This is a genomic window from Agarivorans sp. 2_MG-2023 (genome assembly GCF_030548085.1).
Taxonomy (GTDB): Bacteria; Pseudomonadota; Gammaproteobacteria; order Enterobacterales; family Celerinatantimonadaceae; genus Agarivorans.
Window position 1 is genome coordinate 95,444 of the sequence record NZ_JAUORQ010000009.1, and the last position, 17,913, is coordinate 113,356.

The window sequence follows — 17,913 nt, forward strand, 5'->3', positions numbered from 1 at the left end:
TTCTCTACTTATTTAGTGCCAATAAGCTGGCTTAATGCTTGGATAAAGGTGTGATTTTCTTGCTCTGTACCAATACTTACCCGTAAATAACCAGGCATTTGATAAGGACCTACTGGGCGCACAATAACACCTTTGTGTAACAACTGCTGGTATAGAGCCTCGGCATCGCCGCCCGGCGCTAAAAAGCTAATGAAGTTGCCTTTTGAGGGAATAAAGCTTATTTCAGCCTCCTCAAAAAAAGCCTCTAGTGTTGCTAGACCTTGTTGATTAAGCGCTACGCTGTGTTGCAAATACTGTTGATCTTGCAATGCTGCCGCAGCCGCCACCAAACTTAAACTGTTTACGTTAAAAGGCTGGCGTAAGCGATTGAGTAAATCGGCAATGTCGGGATTTGAAATTGCGTAACCTACGCGCAAACCTGCTAAGCCGTACGCTTTAGAGAAGGTGCGAGTAATCACTAAGTTGGCAAACTCACTTAACCATTGTGTTGAAGGTGCTTGCTGGTCTTCGCTTAAGTACTCGTAATAAGCTTCATCCAGCACCACCACTACATGCTCTGGTACTTTTTGCATAAAGTCATATAAGGCTTCACTACTCAAGTAAGTACCCGTAGGGTTATTGGGGTTGGCGATAAACACTAAGCGAGTGTTATCAGTAACCGCCTCTGCCATGGCATCTAGGTCATGGCCCCAATTTTTAGCTGGTACCACCACCGCTTTAGCGCCAATAGCCTGCGTAACAATGGGATATACCACAAAGGCATGCTGTGAAAAAACCACTTCATGCTCCGGGCTAACAAATACTCTAGCGATAAGATCTAATACGTCGTTAGAGCCATTACCCAAGGTAAACTGCTCTGGCGCTAGTTGGTACTTATTCGCCAAGGATTGCTTAAGGTAAAAACCATTTGAGTCCGGATAACGGGTTAACTCAGCAATCGCTTGCTCGATTGCTGCGCTAACTTTGGGGCTCATACCCGTTGGGTTTTCATTAGACGCTAGTTTAACAATATTGCTAATGCCTAACTCGCGTTCAAGTTCATCGGTAGGTTTGCCTGCTTGGTAAGGTCGTAGGCCTTGAATGCCCAGATTAGCTAAGGCATGAAAATCACAGCTCATATTACTTCCTTAACCGTTGTTACGCTTAGCAAAGGCGCGCATAAAGCTCACTAGCGCTTGTACGCCTTCAATCGGCATAGCGTTATAAATGCTAGCGCGCATGCCGCCAACAATACGGTGACCTTTTAGCGTCACTAGGCCCTCTGCTGCAGACTCCGCTAAGAAAGCCGCATCCAAATCGCTATTGGCTAACTGAAAAGGAATATTCATTTTAGAGCGGTTTTCTGGCGCTACATTGTTTTGATAAAAGTCACTACTATCAATAAATGAATAGAGTAACTCTGCTTTCGCTGCATTCTTTTCAGCCATTGCGCTTAAGCCGCCTTGAGATTTTAGCCACTTAAAGACTAAACCCGCTAAATACCAAGAATAGGTTGGCGGCGTATTAAACATTGAATCACTACCCGCTAATAAGCTGTAGTTAAAAATGTTGGGGGTAAGCTGATGAGCTTTGTCTAACAAATCGTCACGAACGATAGCAATGGCTAAACCTGATGGGCCGATATTTTTCTGCGCGCCCGCGTAGATAAGGCCAAACTTACTTACATCGATAGGTTGCGATAAAATAGTAGATGAGAAGTCACCTACTAGCACCATATCACCTACCTCTGGAATCTCATCAATGGCAATGCCTTCAATGGTTTCATTTGGGCAATAATGCACATAAGCCGATTGCTCATCGTACTGCCACTCTTTGCTTAGTTTAACTGCTACCTGGCCTTGAGCATTTGTGCTTATCGCATCAAATACTTTAGCTTCGGCGTGCTTTTCACCTTCTGCTACCGCGCCTTTCGACCACTGACCAGTACTAATAAAGCTAATTGATGTTTTGTCGCCGAGTAAGTTTAACGGTGCAGCTGCAAACTGCCCTCGACCGCCGCCTTGGCAAAACAATACTTTATAATTATCAGGAATATTTAATAGGTCTCGAAGATCTTGTTCAGCTTGTGCAGCCATAGCAATGTATTCTTTGCCACGGTGACTCACTTCCATGACAGACACACCTAGCCCCTGCCAATTGCAAAATTCTGCCTGTGCTTGTTGCATTACTGCTTCAGGTAACATGGCTGGACCGGCACAAAAATTATAAATTTTATCCATGCTAAATCTCTTACTAATATGTTGTGTGCGACCACTCAAGTGGTTCGTATACTGTTTTTAAACAAAAACGAGCGGCTAAAAGCCGCCCGTTGTTTTTATTATTTATGACTATTCTGGTTCGGGGTCACTGCTGGCAGTTTCATCACTGCTCGCGGCGGGCTCTTCACCAGTAGCTGGAGCCGCTACCTCGCCTTCTGGTATTTCACCTTCAGCGCTTTCATCAAACTCCGGTTCTTCTATCTCGTCAATACGCTGTAAACCGACTACTTTCTCATCTTCAGTAGTACGGATTAAGGTAACACCTTGCGTATTACGGCCCACTAGTGATACTTCATTAACGCGAGTACGAACTAGCGTACCGCCGTCGGTAATTAGCATCATTTCTTGGGCTTCAGTGACTTGTACCGCACCAACCACAAGGCCGTTTCGGTCACTCACTTTAATAGACACTACGCCTTTTGTTGCGCGGCTCTTAGCTGGATATTCTTCAAGTTTAGTACGTTTACCGTAACCATTTTCGGTGGCGGTAAGAATATCACCGTCGCCGTTTGGCACAATTAACGACACCACTTTTTGGCCCGCATCTAAGGAAATACCACGAACACCCGCAGCAGTACGGCCCATTGGACGTAACGCTAGTAGCTCTTCACCGGTTTCTGGGTCTAACTTAACCGCGCCAGTTTCACTGTCACGTTGCTTCTCGTTGAAACGAACAACTTTACCCGCATCCGAGAACAACATGATTTCGTTATCACCACAGGTAATATCAACACCAATTAGCTTGTCATCGTCGTTCAAGTTAATCGCGCGAATACCGCTAGATAACGGACGTTTAAACGCAGTTAACGGTGTTTTCTTAACCGTACCGTTTGCTGTAGCAAACAAGATGAACTTGTCTTCTTCATACTCACGTACTGGGAGAATAGCGGTGATACGCTCATCTTCTGTTAACGGAAGTAAGTTAACAATTGGCTTACCACGTGCTTGGCGACTGGCTAAAGGTAGTTGATACACCTTCATCCAGTACACTTTACCCACCGTAGAGAAACACAGAACAGTATCGTGAGTGTTCGCTACTAATAATTTTTCGATGAAGTCTTCATTCTTCATCTTAGTCGCGGCTTTACCTTTACCACCACGGCGCTGAGATTCGTACTCAGTCAGTGGCTGGTACTTAACGTAGCCTTCGTGAGATAGCGTTACTACCACGTCTTCTTCGTTAATTAAGTCTTCAATCGACAAATCAGAGCTATTGGCTGAAATTTCAGTACGACGCTCATCACCAAATTGCTCACGCACTTCAATAAGTTCGTCCCGAATCACTTCCATCAAACGATCAGGGCTATTTAAGATGTGCAGTAATTCAGCGATAAGATCCAATAGGTCTTTGTATTCGCCAATAATTTTTTCATGTTCTAGACCAGTTAACTTATGTAAACGTAAATCTAGAATCGCTTGAGCTTGAATTGGCGTGATGAAGTATTGACCATCACGAATACCAAACTCAGCTTCTAACCAGTCTGGGCGAGCAGCGTCGTCACCCGAGCGCTCTAGCATGGCTGCGACCGCACCTAAGTCCCAACCTTTGGCAACTAAAGCCGCTTTAGCTTCAGCTGGAGTAGGTGAAGTTTTGATTAGCTCAATAATTTCGTCGATGTTGGCTAGCGCAATAGCTAGGCCTTCAAGGATGTGAGCACGGTCACGCGCTTTACGTAATTCAAATACGGTACGGCGTGTAACTACTTCACGACGGTGACGAATGAAACACTCAATCATCTCTTGCAGGTTGAATATCTTAGGCTGGCCGTTATCTAGGGCCACCATGTTCATACCAAAAGACACCTGCATTTGCGTTTGTGAATATAGGTTGTTAAGAACAACTTCACCCACAGCGTCACGCTTAAGCTCTACAACAATACGCATACCGTCTTTATCAGACTCATCACGCAGTGCAGAAATACCTTCAAGCTTCTTATCTTTTACTAACTCAGCCATCTTCTCGATAAGGCGAGCTTTGTTCACTTGATAAGGGATCTCGTGAACAATAATGGTTTCTTTACCATTTTTATCGATAACCACTTCAGCTTTAGAGCGGATAGACACTTTACCACGACCAGTGCGGTAAGCCTGAATGATTCCGGCACGGCCATTAATAATACCGGCGGTTGGGAAATCAGGTGCAGGAATAAACTCCATCAGCTCATCAATAGTGATGTCTGGATTTTCGATCATTGCCAAACAACCATTAACCACTTCGGTTAGGTTGTGAGGCGGAATATTGGTTGCCATACCTACCGCAATACCAGAAGAACCGTTCACCAATAAGTTAGGTACACGGGTAGGTAAAACTGCAGGGATTTGCTCGGTACCATCATAGTTAGGTACAAAATCAACGGTTTCTTTTTCTAAATCAGCCAACAAAGAGTGGGCTAATTTATCCATACGAATTTCGGTATAACGCATGGCCGCCGCAGAATCGCCGTCCACCGAACCAAAGTTACCTTGACCGTCTACCAACATATAACGTAGCGAAAACGGCTGCGCCATGCGAACAATCGTATCGTAAACAGCACTGTCACCATGCGGGTGATATTTACCAATTACATCACCTACCACACGGGCAGATTTTTTATAAGGTTTATTCCAATCGTTGCCCAATACGTTCATTGCGAATAGCACTCGGCGATGCACTGGTTTCAAACCATCACGTACATCTGGCAAGGCTCGGCCCACAATAACGCTCATGGCATAATCAAGGTAAGAGCTCTTTAACTCATCCTCAATATTGACCGGCGAAATCTGATTTGCTAGATCGCTCATAGACGACAAAATCCTTCGTTTTTATTGCTTTTTACAATTACTAAGCGTAATCGCAAACTTTACCATAAAATAGCGGCCTTAACAGGCTTGATGTCGCTCTTTTCAGTTAGAAAAATGAAAAAACTCAAGAATTGAACAAAAGCTAGTGACTGCATTGAACAAGTTCTTATAATGCCTACAAATACTGATGTGGATTGAACCTTAAATGGAACACGGTAAAAATAACCAAAACGTTGATCATCAAGAGATTGCTCATTTTGCAGGCTTAGCCTCGCGATGGTGGGATAAACAGGGTGAGTTCAAAACCTTGCACCAAATCAATCCACTGCGTCTTGACTATATCGAACGGGGTGCAGCCGGCTTATTTGGCAAGAACGTATTAGATGTAGGTTGTGGCGGCGGCATTTTGGCCGAAAGCATGGCTGTTCGAGGTGCTAAGGTTACAGCCATTGATATGGGCAAAGAGCAAATAGAAGTGGCTAAACTGCACGCTTTAGAAACGGGCAGCCAGTTAAGCTATTTACAAACCACAGCCGAAGCCCATGCCGAAGAACATCCAGCAGCTTATGATGTAGTTACTTGCATGGAGATGATTGAACACGTGCCCGACCCTGGTTCGGTGATTGCTGCTTGTGCTCAATTAGTGAAACCTGGCGGCAAGATTTTTGTGTCCACCATTAATCGTACCCCTAAAGCTTACCTGTACATGATTTTAGCCGCAGAGAAGCTACTCAAAATTGTTCCTAACGGCACCCATCAGCATGATAAGTTCATTCGTCCCTCAGAATTGTTAGCATGGGCTGACGACAATGCGCTACGCAGTGAGGCCATTAGCGGAGTGCAGTTTTTCCCGGTGATTGAAAGCTTCCGCTTAAGTAACAATGTTGATGTTAACTATATGGTGCAACTGGCAAAGCCGGAGTTAAACAATGACTAAACAAGCGGCGGTATTATTCGACTTAGACGGTACCTTATTAGATACTGCTCCCGATTTAGGCGCAGCAGCCAACTATGTATTAGCCAAACACCAACGAGCTCCGCTTAGTATGGCGCAAGCACGCCAGTTAAGCTCTCACGGCGCTATAGGTTTGCTCAAAGCAGGTTTTGGTGAGGCAGACTGGGAAAAACAAGCCCAAACAGAGTTACGCCAACAGCTGCTTGATTACTACCAACAGCACATTTGTGAAGGCACTGATTTCTTCTCAGGGATTAGGCAAGCTTTACAATGGCTGAATCAGCACTCGATTGCTTGGGGTGTGATTACCAATAAGCCTGAAGGGCTAAGCAAACAGCTACTTGCTCACTTCCCTGAATTTGAACAATGCGCAGTATTAGTCGGTGGCGATACGATTGCCCAGCGAAAACCCGATCCTGAGCCAATGTTGCTTGCCTGCGACACCATCAAGGTAGATCCTCTACATTGTCTATATGTGGGAGATGCCGAGCGCGATATCGCCGCAGGCAACAACACAAACATGACCACTTTACTCGCATTATGGGGTTACATTTCAGAGCAAGATAATACAGAGCTTTGGGCTGCTGATTTACACTGTGAAAAAAGTGAGCAACTCGAACAAACTATAAGCGACTGGCTGAGCGAATTGTAGGCAGCTTCAAGTTTTATAAAAATAAATTTTTTGAGTAAAATTTTACGAAAAAAAACTTGCATTAATGCCAGCTAGCCAGCTTATATAGATAGCTAGTTAGTGAGCACTAACATATGTGAGTTATCTGCAAGTTATACACAATTTCTTCTTTTCTGCTAGAGCTTGCGAAAAAGCCAAAACCTCATTATCTTGTACCCATAGATTTTAAAAACACTATATCTAGTGGCTAACAGCAAATAGCAGTACTAGATAAGCAGCAGCAAAAATTAGGATACAGGGCCTCCCCTTCATGAATAAAGATCTTCTGATAACCAAACGAAGCGGTAAACAAGAAGCGATCAACTTAGATAAGATCCACCGAGTGATTACTTGGGCCGCTAAAGGCCTAAAAAACGTATCGGTATCGCAAGTAGAACTTAAATCTCACATCCAGTTCTACGACGGTATGGCGACCAAAGATATTCATGAAACCATTATTAAATCTGCTGCGGATTTAATCTCACAAGAAACCCCAGATTATCAATTTTTGGCTGCACGTTTAGCCGTGTTCCATCTTCGTAAGAAAGCTTATGGCCAGTTTGAACCGCCAGCGCTTTACGACCACGTTGTAAAGCAATGCGAAGCAGGTCGTTACGACATGCATTTGCTAAAAGATTACACACCTGAAGAGTTCGCCCAAATGGACGACTTTATCGACCACTGGCGCGATATGGACTTTTCATACGGAGCAGTTAAGCAATTAGAAGGCAAGTACCTTGTTCAGAACCGAGTCAGCGGCGAGATTTTTGAAAGCGCACAGTTCTTGTATATTTTGGTGGCGGCGTGTTTATTTGCTCACTACGATAAATCGGTTCGTTTAACCTACATCCGTCGCTTTTATGATGCGACCTCTAAGTTCAAAATCTCTTTGCCAACGCCGATTATGTCGGGCGTTCGTACCCCTACTCGTCAGTTCAGCTCTTGTGTACTGATAGAGTGTGGCGATAGCTTAGAGTCTATTAACGCAACAGCGTCTTCTATTGTTACTTACGTGTCGCAACGTGCAGGTATTGGTATCAACGCTGGTCGCATTCGTGCCCTAGGCAGTGAAATTCGTGGTGGCGAAGCCTTCCACACAGGTTGTATTCCATTCTATAAGTACTTCCAAACTGCGGTTAAATGTTGTTCACAAGGCGGTGTTCGTGGTGGAGCTGCAACCATTTTCTACCCATTCTGGCACTTAGAAGTAGAGTCACTATTAGTACTTAAGAACAACCGTGGTGTAGAAGATAACCGTGTTCGCCATATGGATTACGGTGTTCAGTTAAACAAATTGATGTACCAACGTTTGGTAAAAGGCGAAAACATCACCCTGTTCTCGCCTAGTGATACTCCAGGTTTATACGACGCCTTCTTTGAAGACCAAGACAAATTTGAACGATTGTATGAGCAATACGAAAAAGACCCGAGTATTCGTAAAGAACAGATTAAGGCGGTCGATTTATTCTCTTTGTTAATGCAAGAGCGCGCGTCAACAGGTCGGATCTACATTCAAAACGTTGATCACTGTAATACGCACAGCCCATTTGACCCAGCTCAAGCCCCGGTACGTCAATCTAACCTGTGTTTAGAAATTGCCTTACCCACTAAGCCGCTGCAGCATGTACATGATGAAAACGGCGAAATTGCCCTTTGTACTTTATCGGCCTTTAACCTAGGTGCCATTGAAAACCTAGACGAGCTAGAAGAGTTATCAGACTTAGCGGTACGCGCTTTAGATAGCTTACTCGACTACCAAGATTACCCAATCAAAGCCGCGAAAAAAGGCTCTGACGGTCGCCGTACCTTAGGCATAGGCGTGATTAACTACGCCTATTACTTGGCCAAAAACGGCACTAAATACAGTGACGGCAGTGCTAACAACTTAACTCACCGAACCTTTGAAGCTATTCAATACTGGCTATTAAAAGCCTCTATGCGTTTAGCCAAAGAGCAAGGTGCTTGTCCAATGTTTAACGAGACAACGTACTCGCAAGGCGTATTGCCTATCGATACTTACAAAAAGTCTCTAGATAAACTCAGTGACGAACCGCTGCATTATGATTGGGAAGAGCTACGCGAAGAAATCACTACGCATGGTTTGCGCAACTCTACCCTGTCGGCATTAATGCCATCAGAGACCTCAAGCCAAATCTCTAACGCGACCAATGGTATTGAACCACCACGTGGATTTATTAGCGTTAAAGCCAGCAAAGACGGTATTCTTAAGCAAGTAGTGCCAGACTTCGAAAACCTTAAGCAAAATTACGAACTGCTATGGGACATACCAAATAACGAAGGTTACTTGCAGTTAGTTGGCTTGATGCAGAAGTTTGTCGACCAAAGTATTTCAGCTAATACCAACTACGACCCAACCCGTTATGAAGGCAACCGCGTACCAATGAAAGCGCTGATTGCCGACCTATTAACCGCCTATAAATACGGGGTTAAGACGTTGTATTATCATAACACCCGTGATGGCGCTAGCGACCAACATGACGATATGAAGCCAGAGCCAGAAGACGATGATTGCGCTGGCGGTGCATGTAAGATTTAAGCCAAGTTTACGCGCGCAAGCGCAACAAGAATTTTTAGGAAAAAAATGTAGATGAGCTACTCAATTTTTACTCAAAATGCCAACGACGCCACCAAAGAGCCTATGTTCTTTGGTCAGCCGGTAAACGTGGCCCGTTATGACCAACAACGTCATGAGATATTTGAAAAACTAATCGAAAAGCAGCTGTCCTTTTTCTGGCGCCCAGAAGAAGTAGACGTAAGCCGTGACCGGATTGATTACAACAAATTGCCCGCTCACGAGCAGCATATCTTTATTAGTAATCTAAAGTACCAAACGCTGTTAGATAGCATTCAAGGCCGTTCGCCAAACGTAGCATTACTGCCGCTAGTCAGCTTGCCTGAGCTAGAAACCTGGATTGAAACGTGGGCCTTTAGTGAAACGATTCACTCACGCTCATATACTCACATTATTCGTAACATAATGGGCAATCCTGGTGAAGTGTTTGACGACATTATGGAAAACGAAGAGATCATCAAACGTGCCAATGACATTGCTGGTTACTACGATGATTTAATTCAAGCCACCTCTATTTACCATTTACACGGTGAAGGTCAACACGAAGTGGCAGGCGTGGTTCACAACATTACCGTGCGTGAACTCAAGAAAAAACTCTACTTGTGTTTAATGTCGGTAAACGTACTGGAAGCAATCCGCTTCTACGTAAGTTTTGCTTGTTCGTTTGCTTTTGCCGAGCGCGAGTTAATGGAAGGTAATGCCAAAATCATCAAATTGATTGCCCGCGATGAAGCATTGCACCTTACTGGCACGCAGCACATGATTAACTTAATGCGCGAAGGCAAAGACGACCCAGAAATGGCCGAAATTGCCGCCGAGTGTGAAGTTGATGCATGGCGCATGTTTACTGATGCAGCTGAGCAAGAAAAAGAGTGGGCACAATACCTATTCAAAGACGGCTCGATGATCGGTTTAAACGAAGAAATCTTAAGCCAGTACGTAGAGTACATTACTAATACACGTATGCAGGCTGTAGGTTTATTGCCTTGTTTTGAAGACCGTAGTAACCCAATTCCATGGATTAACTCATGGTTAGTCTCAGACAACGTACAAGTTGCTCCACAAGAAGCGGAAATCAGTTCTTACCTTGTGGGTCAGATTGATTCAAGCATCGACATTGATGACTTCGAGGATTTCGAACTGTAATGTCTCAGCAAGAAGGTCGCGTTATAGCAGGCGGTATTGAGGTGGTCGTAGACGGCCACCACAAGAGCATTCTCGAAGCCTATGAACAAGCGGGATTTACCCCAGAGTTTCATTGTCGCGAGGGCGTGTGTGGTGCCTGCCGTACCACCTTAGTAAAAGGTGAAGTGGAATATACCCAATCACCTTTAGCTAACATCCCTAAAGGTCAAATCCTTAGCTGCTGCAGCAAACCTAAAGGGACTATTGAAGTAGCCGAGCTCCCCCCAATTAAGCAAAAAATAGCCTAATTCAGGCACCTTAAAACCCCAAAAATTAACCAAGCTTGAACTATACTTCCAATAAGCACTTTAGTTTTTCTGCGAATGACAGATAACAAAGATACGTCTGTTTAACTGAGTTTCCAGAGAGGCCGTGATGATCATTCGACGCCAACCGTTGATAGTAATTAGCAGTTCGCTATTACTGCTTACCGTTGTGCTTATCGGCTGGAAAGTGATGAGCACACCGCCCATTAGTGAAACCGCGATTTGCCGAGCGGCTATTGCCACTCATTTTATGCAACGCCAACTTGGTCAAATTCAAGCCCTGCCGGATTATCCTCATCAATATGTTAGTGCTAGCCACGTAGGCGATATCCCTAAATCAATTGATTGCCAAATCAGTGGTCAACTAATCAGTATTAGCCAACAAAGCCAAGCGATAGCCAACCTTTATGTTGAACAAAAGCGCAACCAAATCGCCATTATTGTACCGCGGCAGGCTGCGCCTAACCGAGTCAGGTTATTCACCCGCGAACAACTCACCTTTCCAAAGGTACGCTTAGCTAAACACGATTTAGCTACTGGCATTCATGAGATGTATGGCGAGGGATTTGATACCAACCAAGTCATTCAACAAACCGTTGCCTTGGTTAAAGCGAACCACATTTGTGGCCAACTAGAACGTCAACAAAACTTAAAGCTGTCTCCCGTACCAATGAGCGATAGCTATATGAAGCAAGCACATAAGCTCACTCCCTACCTCATTAACATGGTACAGCGTTCGCCACTCAAGGTTGAAGAAATACAAAGAACTAAGCAGCAAATCGCCCAGTTAGAAAGCGGTTTTCAAGAGAATACCAAGAGCTTGGTAAATTGGCTTCAGCAAACCCAAAGTAACACGCCAATAGATAAGCGATTATTGGAGTATCATCTGCGTGATTTGAAGCGCGCTAATCCAAGGCTCTACCTGCCTAGCTCCTGTAACCAAGCTTATATTCACTCAGCAGAGCTCACTCAAACCCTATAACTGTGAACAAATGTGTCTCAGCGCATGTTGTTTTCGCGCTTATTCGTTATACACTAGCCCTACTAAGTGATTAAGAGAGGAAGATGACACAATGGTAACTGATAGCGAAGGTTACATTCAGCTAATTGGCTTTTTAACAGATAACCTGGCCTTATTTGAACACACTCAAGCCCAGAAAAATCCGTTAACCATTTGCGATTATGTATCTGAACAGTTATCCGAAAGTGTTATGTTGGTCTGTCGCCAACATGAGCATCTTGAGAGCGAACACCGTTTCATTGTTATTCGGGAAATTGACGCCATCGTAAACGACTTAGAGCAGGTGTTGTCTGGGGTGTGGATGTCTAGCCCTACTCAGCAGCAACAGCAGTTTATTGATGAATTTGTTGGGCTCATTAAGAATATGTTCGACAACCAACTGATTGCTGTCGATCCCATTTAGTTAGTTGCTACCAAAAGCTTTAATGCCCTGTAAATGGCTAAAGCAATGCTCCCTCGCAATATCTAAAAAGGCTTCAATGTAGGCGCTGTCTTGATGACTCTCATGGCGCGCCGCATACAAGTTCTGCCACAAATGCCCGTCACCCAATTCGCGCGTAACGATATAACCTTTGTTTACATATTCGGTTAAAGCCCAATTTGGTAATACCGCTACTCCGCGGCCACTGGCCACTAACTGCATCATCATTATGGTCATATCAACTTTACGCACCGCTAACGGTTCTACGCCTGCGGGATCGAGAAACAGATTAAATAAATCTAAGCGGTGGGTATCAACCGGGTAAGAAATAAGCACTTGATTGGCAAAATCCTCGGGCTCAATCACGACTTTCTTTGCCAGTGGGTGATTAGGGCTTAACGCTAAGGTAGGTTGATATGAGAATAAAGGCTGAAACACAATGCCCTCGCAAGGCTGGGGATCAGAGGTTATCACCAAATCAAGCTGGCCTTGGGCAAGTTCAGGCAAGGGTTCAAAGCTAAAACCACTGCTAAAATCTAATTCTACATCTGGCCAAAGGCCGCGGTAATTATCAATAGCTGGCATTAACCAGTTAAAACAGCTGTGGCACTCAATGGCTAAATGCAGTCGCCCGGCTTGTCCGCCCACCAACCTAGCAAGCTCTCGCTCGGTATGTTGAACTTGCTCTAGTACATTGTCGGCCAGTTCCAACACTCGTAATCCCGCCATGGTGAATCGTAACGGCTTGGTTTTACGCACAAACAACTTTGCCCCAATGCGTGATTCTAACTCTTTTAACTGATGAGAAAGCGCCGATTGGGTTAAACATAAGCGCTGAGCAGCGACCACTAATGAGCCAGTTTCTCTAAGCGCTTGTAAGGTTTTTAAGTGTTTGAGTTCTAACATAGTCTCGCAATGGTTTGAGGTTTTGCTCGGCCAGTTTATCACCAACTATTGGTGGTTCAGCCCTTTACTAATAAAAAATCCTGAAAAAGCTCAAATACCTTCGGCAAACACTTGCATGCAACCAAAAAAAGTAAGTTAATACGTCTATTCTAAAGGGACAGAAATAATCATGTATCAAATAGAGAAGTCACATAAGCTAGATAACGTATGCTACGACATTCGTGGTCCGGTATTAAAACAAGCTAAACGCCTCGAAGAAGATGGCCACCGAGTAATCAAATTAAATATTGGCAACACTGCCGAATTTAATTTTGAAGCCCCGGAAGAAATTCTAGTAGACGTAATTCATAACCTACCTACTGCCCAAGGTTACTGTGACTCCAAAGGTTTGTTCTCTGCCCGTAAAGCGGTGATGCATCATTATCAGTTACAAGGTTTACGTACCACCACCCTAGAAGATATTTATCTCGGTAATGGGGTAAGCGAACTTATCGTTATGGCCATGCAAGCGCTATTAAATAATGGCGATGAAATGCTAGTGCCCTCACCCGACTATCCATTATGGACAGCAGCAGTAACACTCTCTGGTGGTAACCCGGTTCATTATGAATGCGATGAAGAAGCCGGTTGGTTCCCAGATATCGAAGATATTCGCAGTAAAATCACACCGCGCACTAAAGGTTTAGTGGTTATTAACCCTAATAACCCAACCGGTGCGGTATACAGCAAAGAATTACTGCTTGAATTGGTAGAGCTTGCCCGCCAACACAACCTTATTTTGTTTGCCGACGAAATCTATTCAAAAGTAATTTACGATGAAGCGCTACACGTGCCTTTATCCACTTTATCAGACGATGTATTAACGCTCACCTTTAACGGTTTGTCTAAAGCTTATCGCGTATGTGGTTTCCGCTCTGGTTGGTTATTAGTAAGCGGGCCGAAACATCGCGCTAAAGATTATATAGACGGTTTAGATATGCTGGCGTCTATGCGCCTTTGTGCCAATGTACCGGTACAACATGCCATTCAAACTGCCCTAGGTGGCTACCAAAGTATTAACGAGCTTATTGTCCCTGGTGGTCGATTATACGAACAGCGAAACCTGGCTTGGGAATTGTTAAATGATATTCCAGGGGTAAGCTGCGTTAAGCCACAAGGGGCTATGTACTTGTTCCCTAAACTGGACGTTAAGAAATTCAATATTAAAGACGACCAGCAGTTTGCATTAGATTTATTGCAACAAGAGAAGATTTTAGTGGTACAAGGCACCGGCTTTAACTGGAGCAAACCCGATCACTTCCGCATTGTATTTCTTCCTCGAGAAGAAGAGCTACGCGAAGCTATTGGTCGTATCGCTACCTTCCTTGATGGTTATCGCCAAGCCGACTAAACCAAGTAAAGTGAATTAGAGGGCGCTAACTGCGCCCTTTTTTATTGCTTTTTGCCTTAGCATAAGGTCATGTTATTTTTAGAAAATGTGTTGTACTGTAAACAACATCATTTTTTAAAGAGCCACTTGAATGAATGCACTGAGTGAACAAGCCGGTACAGCACGCTACGCAGAAGATCAAAGCCAACGTCGTAACGACCACCGTAACTCTTGGCAACGGGATCGCGCCCGCATCCTCCACTCAGCCGCTTTTCGTCGCTTGCAAAATAAAACTCAGGTGCTGAGCATTGGTAATAACGACTTTTACCGCACGCGCCTCACTCACTCTCTCGAGGTTGCTCAAATTGGCACCGGCATTGTTGGCCACTTACACACCGTTAAGCATGCTCAAAACCATTGTCTTCCAGAGCTAAACTTAATAGAAAGCTTGTGCTTGGCTCATGATATTGGCCACCCTCCTTTCGGCCATGGAGGTGAAGTAGCGCTTAACTATATGATGCGCGACGATGGTGGCTTTGAAGGCAACGCACAAACCTTTCGCATTCTTACCAAGCTAGAACCCTACACCAAAAATAACGGGATGAATCTCACTCGCCGCACTTTGCTAGGCATAATGAAGTACCCCTGTTTGCTCAGTCAGCTCCAACGCCAACCCTTGCCACCTGTAGCTAAAAGCTTTCGCCAGCTCAAGGTTGCAGATTGGGCGCCAGCTAAAGGTGTTTACGATGATGACAAACATTTATACGACTGGGTATTAGCCAGCGTATCAAAACAAGACCGAGAACAATTTGTTCACTCCAGAGACATGGGTGAGCAACAACACCGTAAATCAAGCTTTAAGTCTCTAGACTGTTCAATTATGGAATTGGCCGATGACATTGCTTATGGGGTGCACGATTTAGAAGATGCGATTGTAATGGGCATTGTGAATCGTCATGATTGGCAAGAACAAGTGGCCTCTGCCATCGCCGATATTAAACAATGCTGGTTAGCGGATGAAATAGGCCCTCTATCGGTCAAACTGTTTAGCCGTCACCATTACGACCAAAAAGACGCTATAGGAAGTTTAGTTAACGCCTTTATCACTTCTATTAGTTTGCAAGAGCAACAGCGCTTTGGCGAGCCCTTATTGGATTTACAAGCCAGAATGGACCCACCAATGGCGCAAGCGCTAGAAGTACTCAAGCGCTTTGTATTGCATTATGTTATTCAAACACCAGAAATTGAAATGGTGCGCTTTAAAGGCCAGCAAGTAGTAATGGAGTTATTCCAAGCATTCGCTAGTGACCCAATGCGCCTCTTACCCCTTAATACCCGTAGACGCTGGCAGCAAGCCGGAGAAGACGGAGATAGCCAAGCGCGTGTTATTGCCGACTACATAGCCGGTATGACTGATGATTACGCCAACCGACTGTTCCAAACCTTATTTTAAATCGTGAGCCAGCTTGTTAACCCACCATTAAAACCACCCTTAGCGTACTACCTCACTAAGGGTGTAAACCTCAAACACAGCTAAGTTTTTGACGTATTTTGCAGCAGAACATTACCCATTTTGCAAAGTATTCAATTGTATTTTTAGCACTTTTTCTAGCGATACGACAAGTCTTAACCAGCGCCTAAAAAAGCGTTAAATTCGTTGATTTTTATCAAGTCGCTTTCCCCCTAAACCACTAGATTTAAGAGAGATAAACAACAAGAGGTATCGTTATGATTAAAATTGCAGACATCATGACAACTAACCCCCATACCGCCTCAGAGCAAACTACGCTAGAGCAAGCGATTAGCCTGTGCAATGAACATAAGATCCGCCACATTCCCATCGTCGATAATCAGCAAAACCTCATTGGCCTAGTGAGCGAACGTACGCTGTTAGCGGCACAAGAGTCTTCACTTAGTAACACAAGCAAAGAACAGCGCACCGCTCACGAACAACAAATTATGCTTTGCCATATTATGGTGACCAAGTTACATACTGTAGATCCAGAGGCTGGTGTAGGTGAAGCAGCAAGGCATATAGAGCGTTACCGAATTGGATGCTTACCCGTGGTAGACGGTAAAAAGCTGATAGGAATTATTACCGATACTGATTTTGTTGGTGTGGCAATTTCTTTGTTAGAAATGTTAGCAGAACAAGAGCCTTTACACTCAGACACTTAGGTAATATTACAACAATATTACAAATTTTAGTGACACACCGCTAACTAATACACGAACATAAATTAAATTTTAGTAAAAAAATTACAAATAGAGGTTGTTTTGTGAGCTGCGTCACGATAGGATTGCACCATAAATTGTTTGGCGCTTTCATCCTATGGCGCTGTATTCAGCCGATACTGAATTTGTCGATTTATGGGGCCGCTAATCGCCCCTGCTATTTTGCGCTTTAGCTGTAGCACGTATTAGTCATTCCTTATGTTTTTTTAGTCCAGCCTAGCGCTGGATTTTTTTTGTCTGCGTCACTACCCCGTACGCCAATTAATCGTTAACAGATAAACAATACCCCCCAGAAATGCTAGTATTTTCCGTTCCTTACTTTGCTTTGCTCGGTATGACAATGCTTATAGATAGCAATATGTTCTGACCACTTAAGCTCGGTTAATAGCCACTGTTACGGATAATAAAAATGCACGCTCGAATACTCACGTGGGGATTAGTTCTTTTAAGCAGTTGCTGCATCGCCGAGGATAACGGCGAAACCCTATGGATCCCAATGACGGATCCAGGGCTATTGTGGGACAGCGAGATAAGGCTTGAGGCAACTCTTTACAAACCTATTGGCGAAGGCCCGTTTCCCTTAGTCGTGTTTAATCATGGGTCTACCGGTCCTGGCATTATTGCTAAGGGCGTAAGCATTAAACCTTGGAGTTTAGGCGCTTACCTTACTAAGCACAATATCGCGTTGTTAGTGCCTATGCGCCGTGGTCGCGGTAACTCTGAAGGCGAGTATAAAGAATCTTACAATTGCAGCGTAAACAGCGTGGAGGCTGGCCTGCGTTATGCGCAACAAAGTTTAGACGCCACTTTCGCTTTTATAAAACAGCAAACTTGGGTCGACCAAGACAAAATCTTAATCAGTGGTAATTCTCGTGGTGGATTACTGTCGGTGATGTACGCCGCCAAACACCCCTCATTGTTTAAAGGTGTGGTTAATTTTTCTGGTGGCTGGATGGGTGAGCAATGCCAAATAAACGCCGAGAGTGCCAGCAACCTTGGTTTGTTCGCACAAGCAGCACAAAATAACCCGCTGCCACATTTGTTTATCTACGGACGTAACGACGCCTATTACTCTGACAGCACCATACAAAGTTACGTAAACGCATTTACTGAACATTCCCCTCAAATAGAATTTCAGTTCTATCAATTAGGTGACGGCATCAATGGCCATGAAGTGTTTTATAACTATGGTGATTTATGGCTCTATGGATTCAATCAGTTCTTGAAGCAAACAGGCATGCTAAAGTAATTTA

Annotated in this window: 15 protein-coding genes; 11 read left to right on the top strand and 4 right to left on the bottom strand. The window is 44.3% G+C overall.

Annotated elements, in window-relative coordinates; translation table 11 throughout:
• Nucleotides 1-8: 8 nt before the first annotated feature.
• The 3 genes from hisC to gyrA all read right to left on the bottom strand — a co-directional run bounded on the left by hisC (nt 9) and on the right by gyrA (nt 5,039).
• On the bottom strand, nt 9-1,118 hold the full coding sequence (gene hisC, locus Q4549_RS14665; protein ID WP_303552956.1) for a histidinol-phosphate transaminase: 1,110 nt from the start codon (nt 1,116-1,118) through the stop codon (nt 9-11).
• A 9-nt stretch (nt 1,119-1,127) separates the two neighbouring features.
• Nucleotides 1,128-2,219 (bottom strand): 3-phosphoserine/phosphohydroxythreonine transaminase, encoded by a 1,092-nt coding sequence (gene serC, locus Q4549_RS14670; protein WP_303552955.1) that lies wholly within the window; start codon nt 2,217-2,219, stop codon nt 1,128-1,130.
• Between the two features lie 108 nt (nt 2,220-2,327).
• Entirely contained in the window at nt 2,328-5,039 is a 2,712-nt protein-coding gene (gene gyrA, locus Q4549_RS14675) for a DNA topoisomerase (ATP-hydrolyzing) subunit A (protein WP_235836128.1), read from the bottom strand.
• Between the two features lie 205 nt (nt 5,040-5,244).
• Here gyrA and ubiG point away from each other — a divergent pair, with 205 nt between their 5' ends.
• From ubiG to Q4549_RS14710, 7 genes are all read left to right on the top strand, one after another.
• Nucleotides 5,245-5,976: a bifunctional 2-polyprenyl-6-hydroxyphenol methylase/3-demethylubiquinol 3-O-methyltransferase UbiG gene (ubiG, locus tag Q4549_RS14680; protein WP_137671415.1), complete on the top strand. Its 732-nt coding sequence runs from the start codon at nt 5,245-5,247 to the stop codon at nt 5,974-5,976.
• Entirely contained in the window at nt 5,969-6,646 is a 678-nt protein-coding gene (locus Q4549_RS14685; protein WP_303552954.1) for an HAD family hydrolase, read from the top strand. The genes ubiG and Q4549_RS14685 overlap by 8 nt, the downstream gene beginning before the upstream one ends.
• Before the next feature lie 289 nt (nt 6,647-6,935).
• Nucleotides 6,936-9,221 (top strand): class 1a ribonucleoside-diphosphate reductase subunit alpha, encoded by a 2,286-nt coding sequence (nrdA, locus tag Q4549_RS14690; protein ID WP_303552953.1) that lies wholly within the window; start codon nt 6,936-6,938, stop codon nt 9,219-9,221.
• A 51-nt stretch (nt 9,222-9,272) separates the two neighbouring features.
• Nucleotides 9,273-10,403: a class Ia ribonucleoside-diphosphate reductase subunit beta gene (gene nrdB / locus Q4549_RS14695; RefSeq protein WP_137671418.1), complete on the top strand. Its 1,131-nt coding sequence runs from the start codon at nt 9,273-9,275 to the stop codon at nt 10,401-10,403.
• On the top strand, nt 10,403-10,690 hold the full coding sequence (gene yfaE, locus Q4549_RS14700; RefSeq protein WP_303552952.1) for a class I ribonucleotide reductase maintenance protein YfaE: 288 nt from the start codon (nt 10,403-10,405) through the stop codon (nt 10,688-10,690). Before nrdB ends, yfaE begins: the two co-directional genes overlap by 1 nt.
• Before the next feature lie 127 nt (nt 10,691-10,817).
• Entirely contained in the window at nt 10,818-11,690 is an 873-nt protein-coding gene (locus tag Q4549_RS14705; RefSeq protein WP_303552951.1) for a hypothetical protein, read from the top strand.
• Nucleotides 11,691-11,781: 91 nt separating this feature from the next.
• Nucleotides 11,782-12,132 (top strand): DUF3802 family protein, encoded by a 351-nt coding sequence (locus Q4549_RS14710; RefSeq protein WP_137671426.1) that lies wholly within the window; start codon nt 11,782-11,784, stop codon nt 12,130-12,132.
• On the opposite strand, the gene Q4549_RS14715 is transcribed toward Q4549_RS14710, so the two are convergent.
• Nucleotides 12,133-13,056 carry a LysR substrate-binding domain-containing protein gene (locus Q4549_RS14715; protein ID WP_303552950.1) on the bottom strand — a complete coding sequence of 308 codons (924 nt, stop codon included), beginning with the start codon at nt 13,054-13,056 and terminating at the stop codon, nt 12,133-12,135. It abuts the gene before it with no gap.
• A gap of 169 nt (nt 13,057-13,225) precedes the next feature.
• On the opposite strand from Q4549_RS14715, the gene Q4549_RS14720 reads away from it, so the two are divergent.
• From Q4549_RS14720 to Q4549_RS14735, 4 genes are all read left to right on the top strand, one after another.
• Nucleotides 13,226-14,446 carry a pyridoxal phosphate-dependent aminotransferase gene (locus Q4549_RS14720; RefSeq protein WP_137671428.1) on the top strand — a complete coding sequence of 407 codons (1,221 nt, stop codon included), beginning with the start codon at nt 13,226-13,228 and terminating at the stop codon, nt 14,444-14,446.
• Between the two features lie 130 nt (nt 14,447-14,576).
• Complete coding sequence (locus Q4549_RS14725) at nt 14,577-15,878, top strand: anti-phage deoxyguanosine triphosphatase (RefSeq protein WP_303552949.1); 1,302 nt, start codon at nt 14,577-14,579, stop codon at nt 15,876-15,878.
• Nucleotides 15,879-16,153: 275 nt separating this feature from the next.
• Entirely contained in the window at nt 16,154-16,603 is a 450-nt protein-coding gene (locus Q4549_RS14730) for a CBS domain-containing protein (RefSeq protein WP_303552948.1), read from the top strand.
• Between the two features lie 466 nt (nt 16,604-17,069).
• Nucleotides 17,070-17,909, top strand: coding sequence for a S9 family peptidase (locus tag Q4549_RS14735; protein WP_303552947.1), 840 nt, complete (start codon nt 17,070-17,072; stop codon nt 17,907-17,909).
• Nucleotides 17,910-17,913 lie beyond the last annotated feature (4 nt).

Bases quoted from the DNA above. Each gene is read 5' to 3' on its own strand.
- Q4549_RS14705 (WP_303552951.1), top strand. From the start codon at position 10,818: ATGATCATTCGACGCCAACCGTTGATAGTAATTAGCAGTTCGCTATTA.
- Q4549_RS14725 (WP_303552949.1), top strand. From the start codon at position 14,577: ATGAATGCACTGAGTGAACAAGCCGGTACAGCACGCTACGCAGAAGAT.
- Q4549_RS14735 (WP_303552947.1), top strand. From the start codon at position 17,070: ATGCACGCTCGAATACTCACGTGGGGATTAGTTCTTTTAAGCAGTTGC.
- yfaE (WP_303552952.1), top strand. From the start codon at position 10,403: ATGTCTCAGCAAGAAGGTCGCGTTATAGCAGGCGGTATTGAGGTGGTC.
- serC (WP_303552955.1), bottom strand. From the start codon at position 2,219: ATGGATAAAATTTATAATTTTTGTGCCGGTCCAGCCATGTTACCTGAA.
- Q4549_RS14730 (WP_303552948.1), top strand. From the start codon at position 16,154: ATGATTAAAATTGCAGACATCATGACAACTAACCCCCATACCGCCTCA.
- Q4549_RS14710 (WP_137671426.1), top strand. From the start codon at position 11,782: ATGGTAACTGATAGCGAAGGTTACATTCAGCTAATTGGCTTTTTAACA.
- Q4549_RS14720 (WP_137671428.1), top strand. From the start codon at position 13,226: ATGTATCAAATAGAGAAGTCACATAAGCTAGATAACGTATGCTACGAC.
- Q4549_RS14685 (WP_303552954.1), top strand. From the start codon at position 5,969: ATGACTAAACAAGCGGCGGTATTATTCGACTTAGACGGTACCTTATTA.
- gyrA (WP_235836128.1), bottom strand. From the start codon at position 5,039: ATGAGCGATCTAGCAAATCAGATTTCGCCGGTCAATATTGAGGATGAG.
- Q4549_RS14715 (WP_303552950.1), bottom strand. From the start codon at position 13,056: ATGTTAGAACTCAAACACTTAAAAACCTTACAAGCGCTTAGAGAAACT.
- nrdA (WP_303552953.1), top strand. From the start codon at position 6,936: ATGAATAAAGATCTTCTGATAACCAAACGAAGCGGTAAACAAGAAGCG.
- hisC (WP_303552956.1), bottom strand. From the start codon at position 1,118: ATGAGCTGTGATTTTCATGCCTTAGCTAATCTGGGCATTCAAGGCCTA.
- nrdB (WP_137671418.1), top strand. From the start codon at position 9,273: ATGAGCTACTCAATTTTTACTCAAAATGCCAACGACGCCACCAAAGAG.
- ubiG (WP_137671415.1), top strand. From the start codon at position 5,245: ATGGAACACGGTAAAAATAACCAAAACGTTGATCATCAAGAGATTGCT.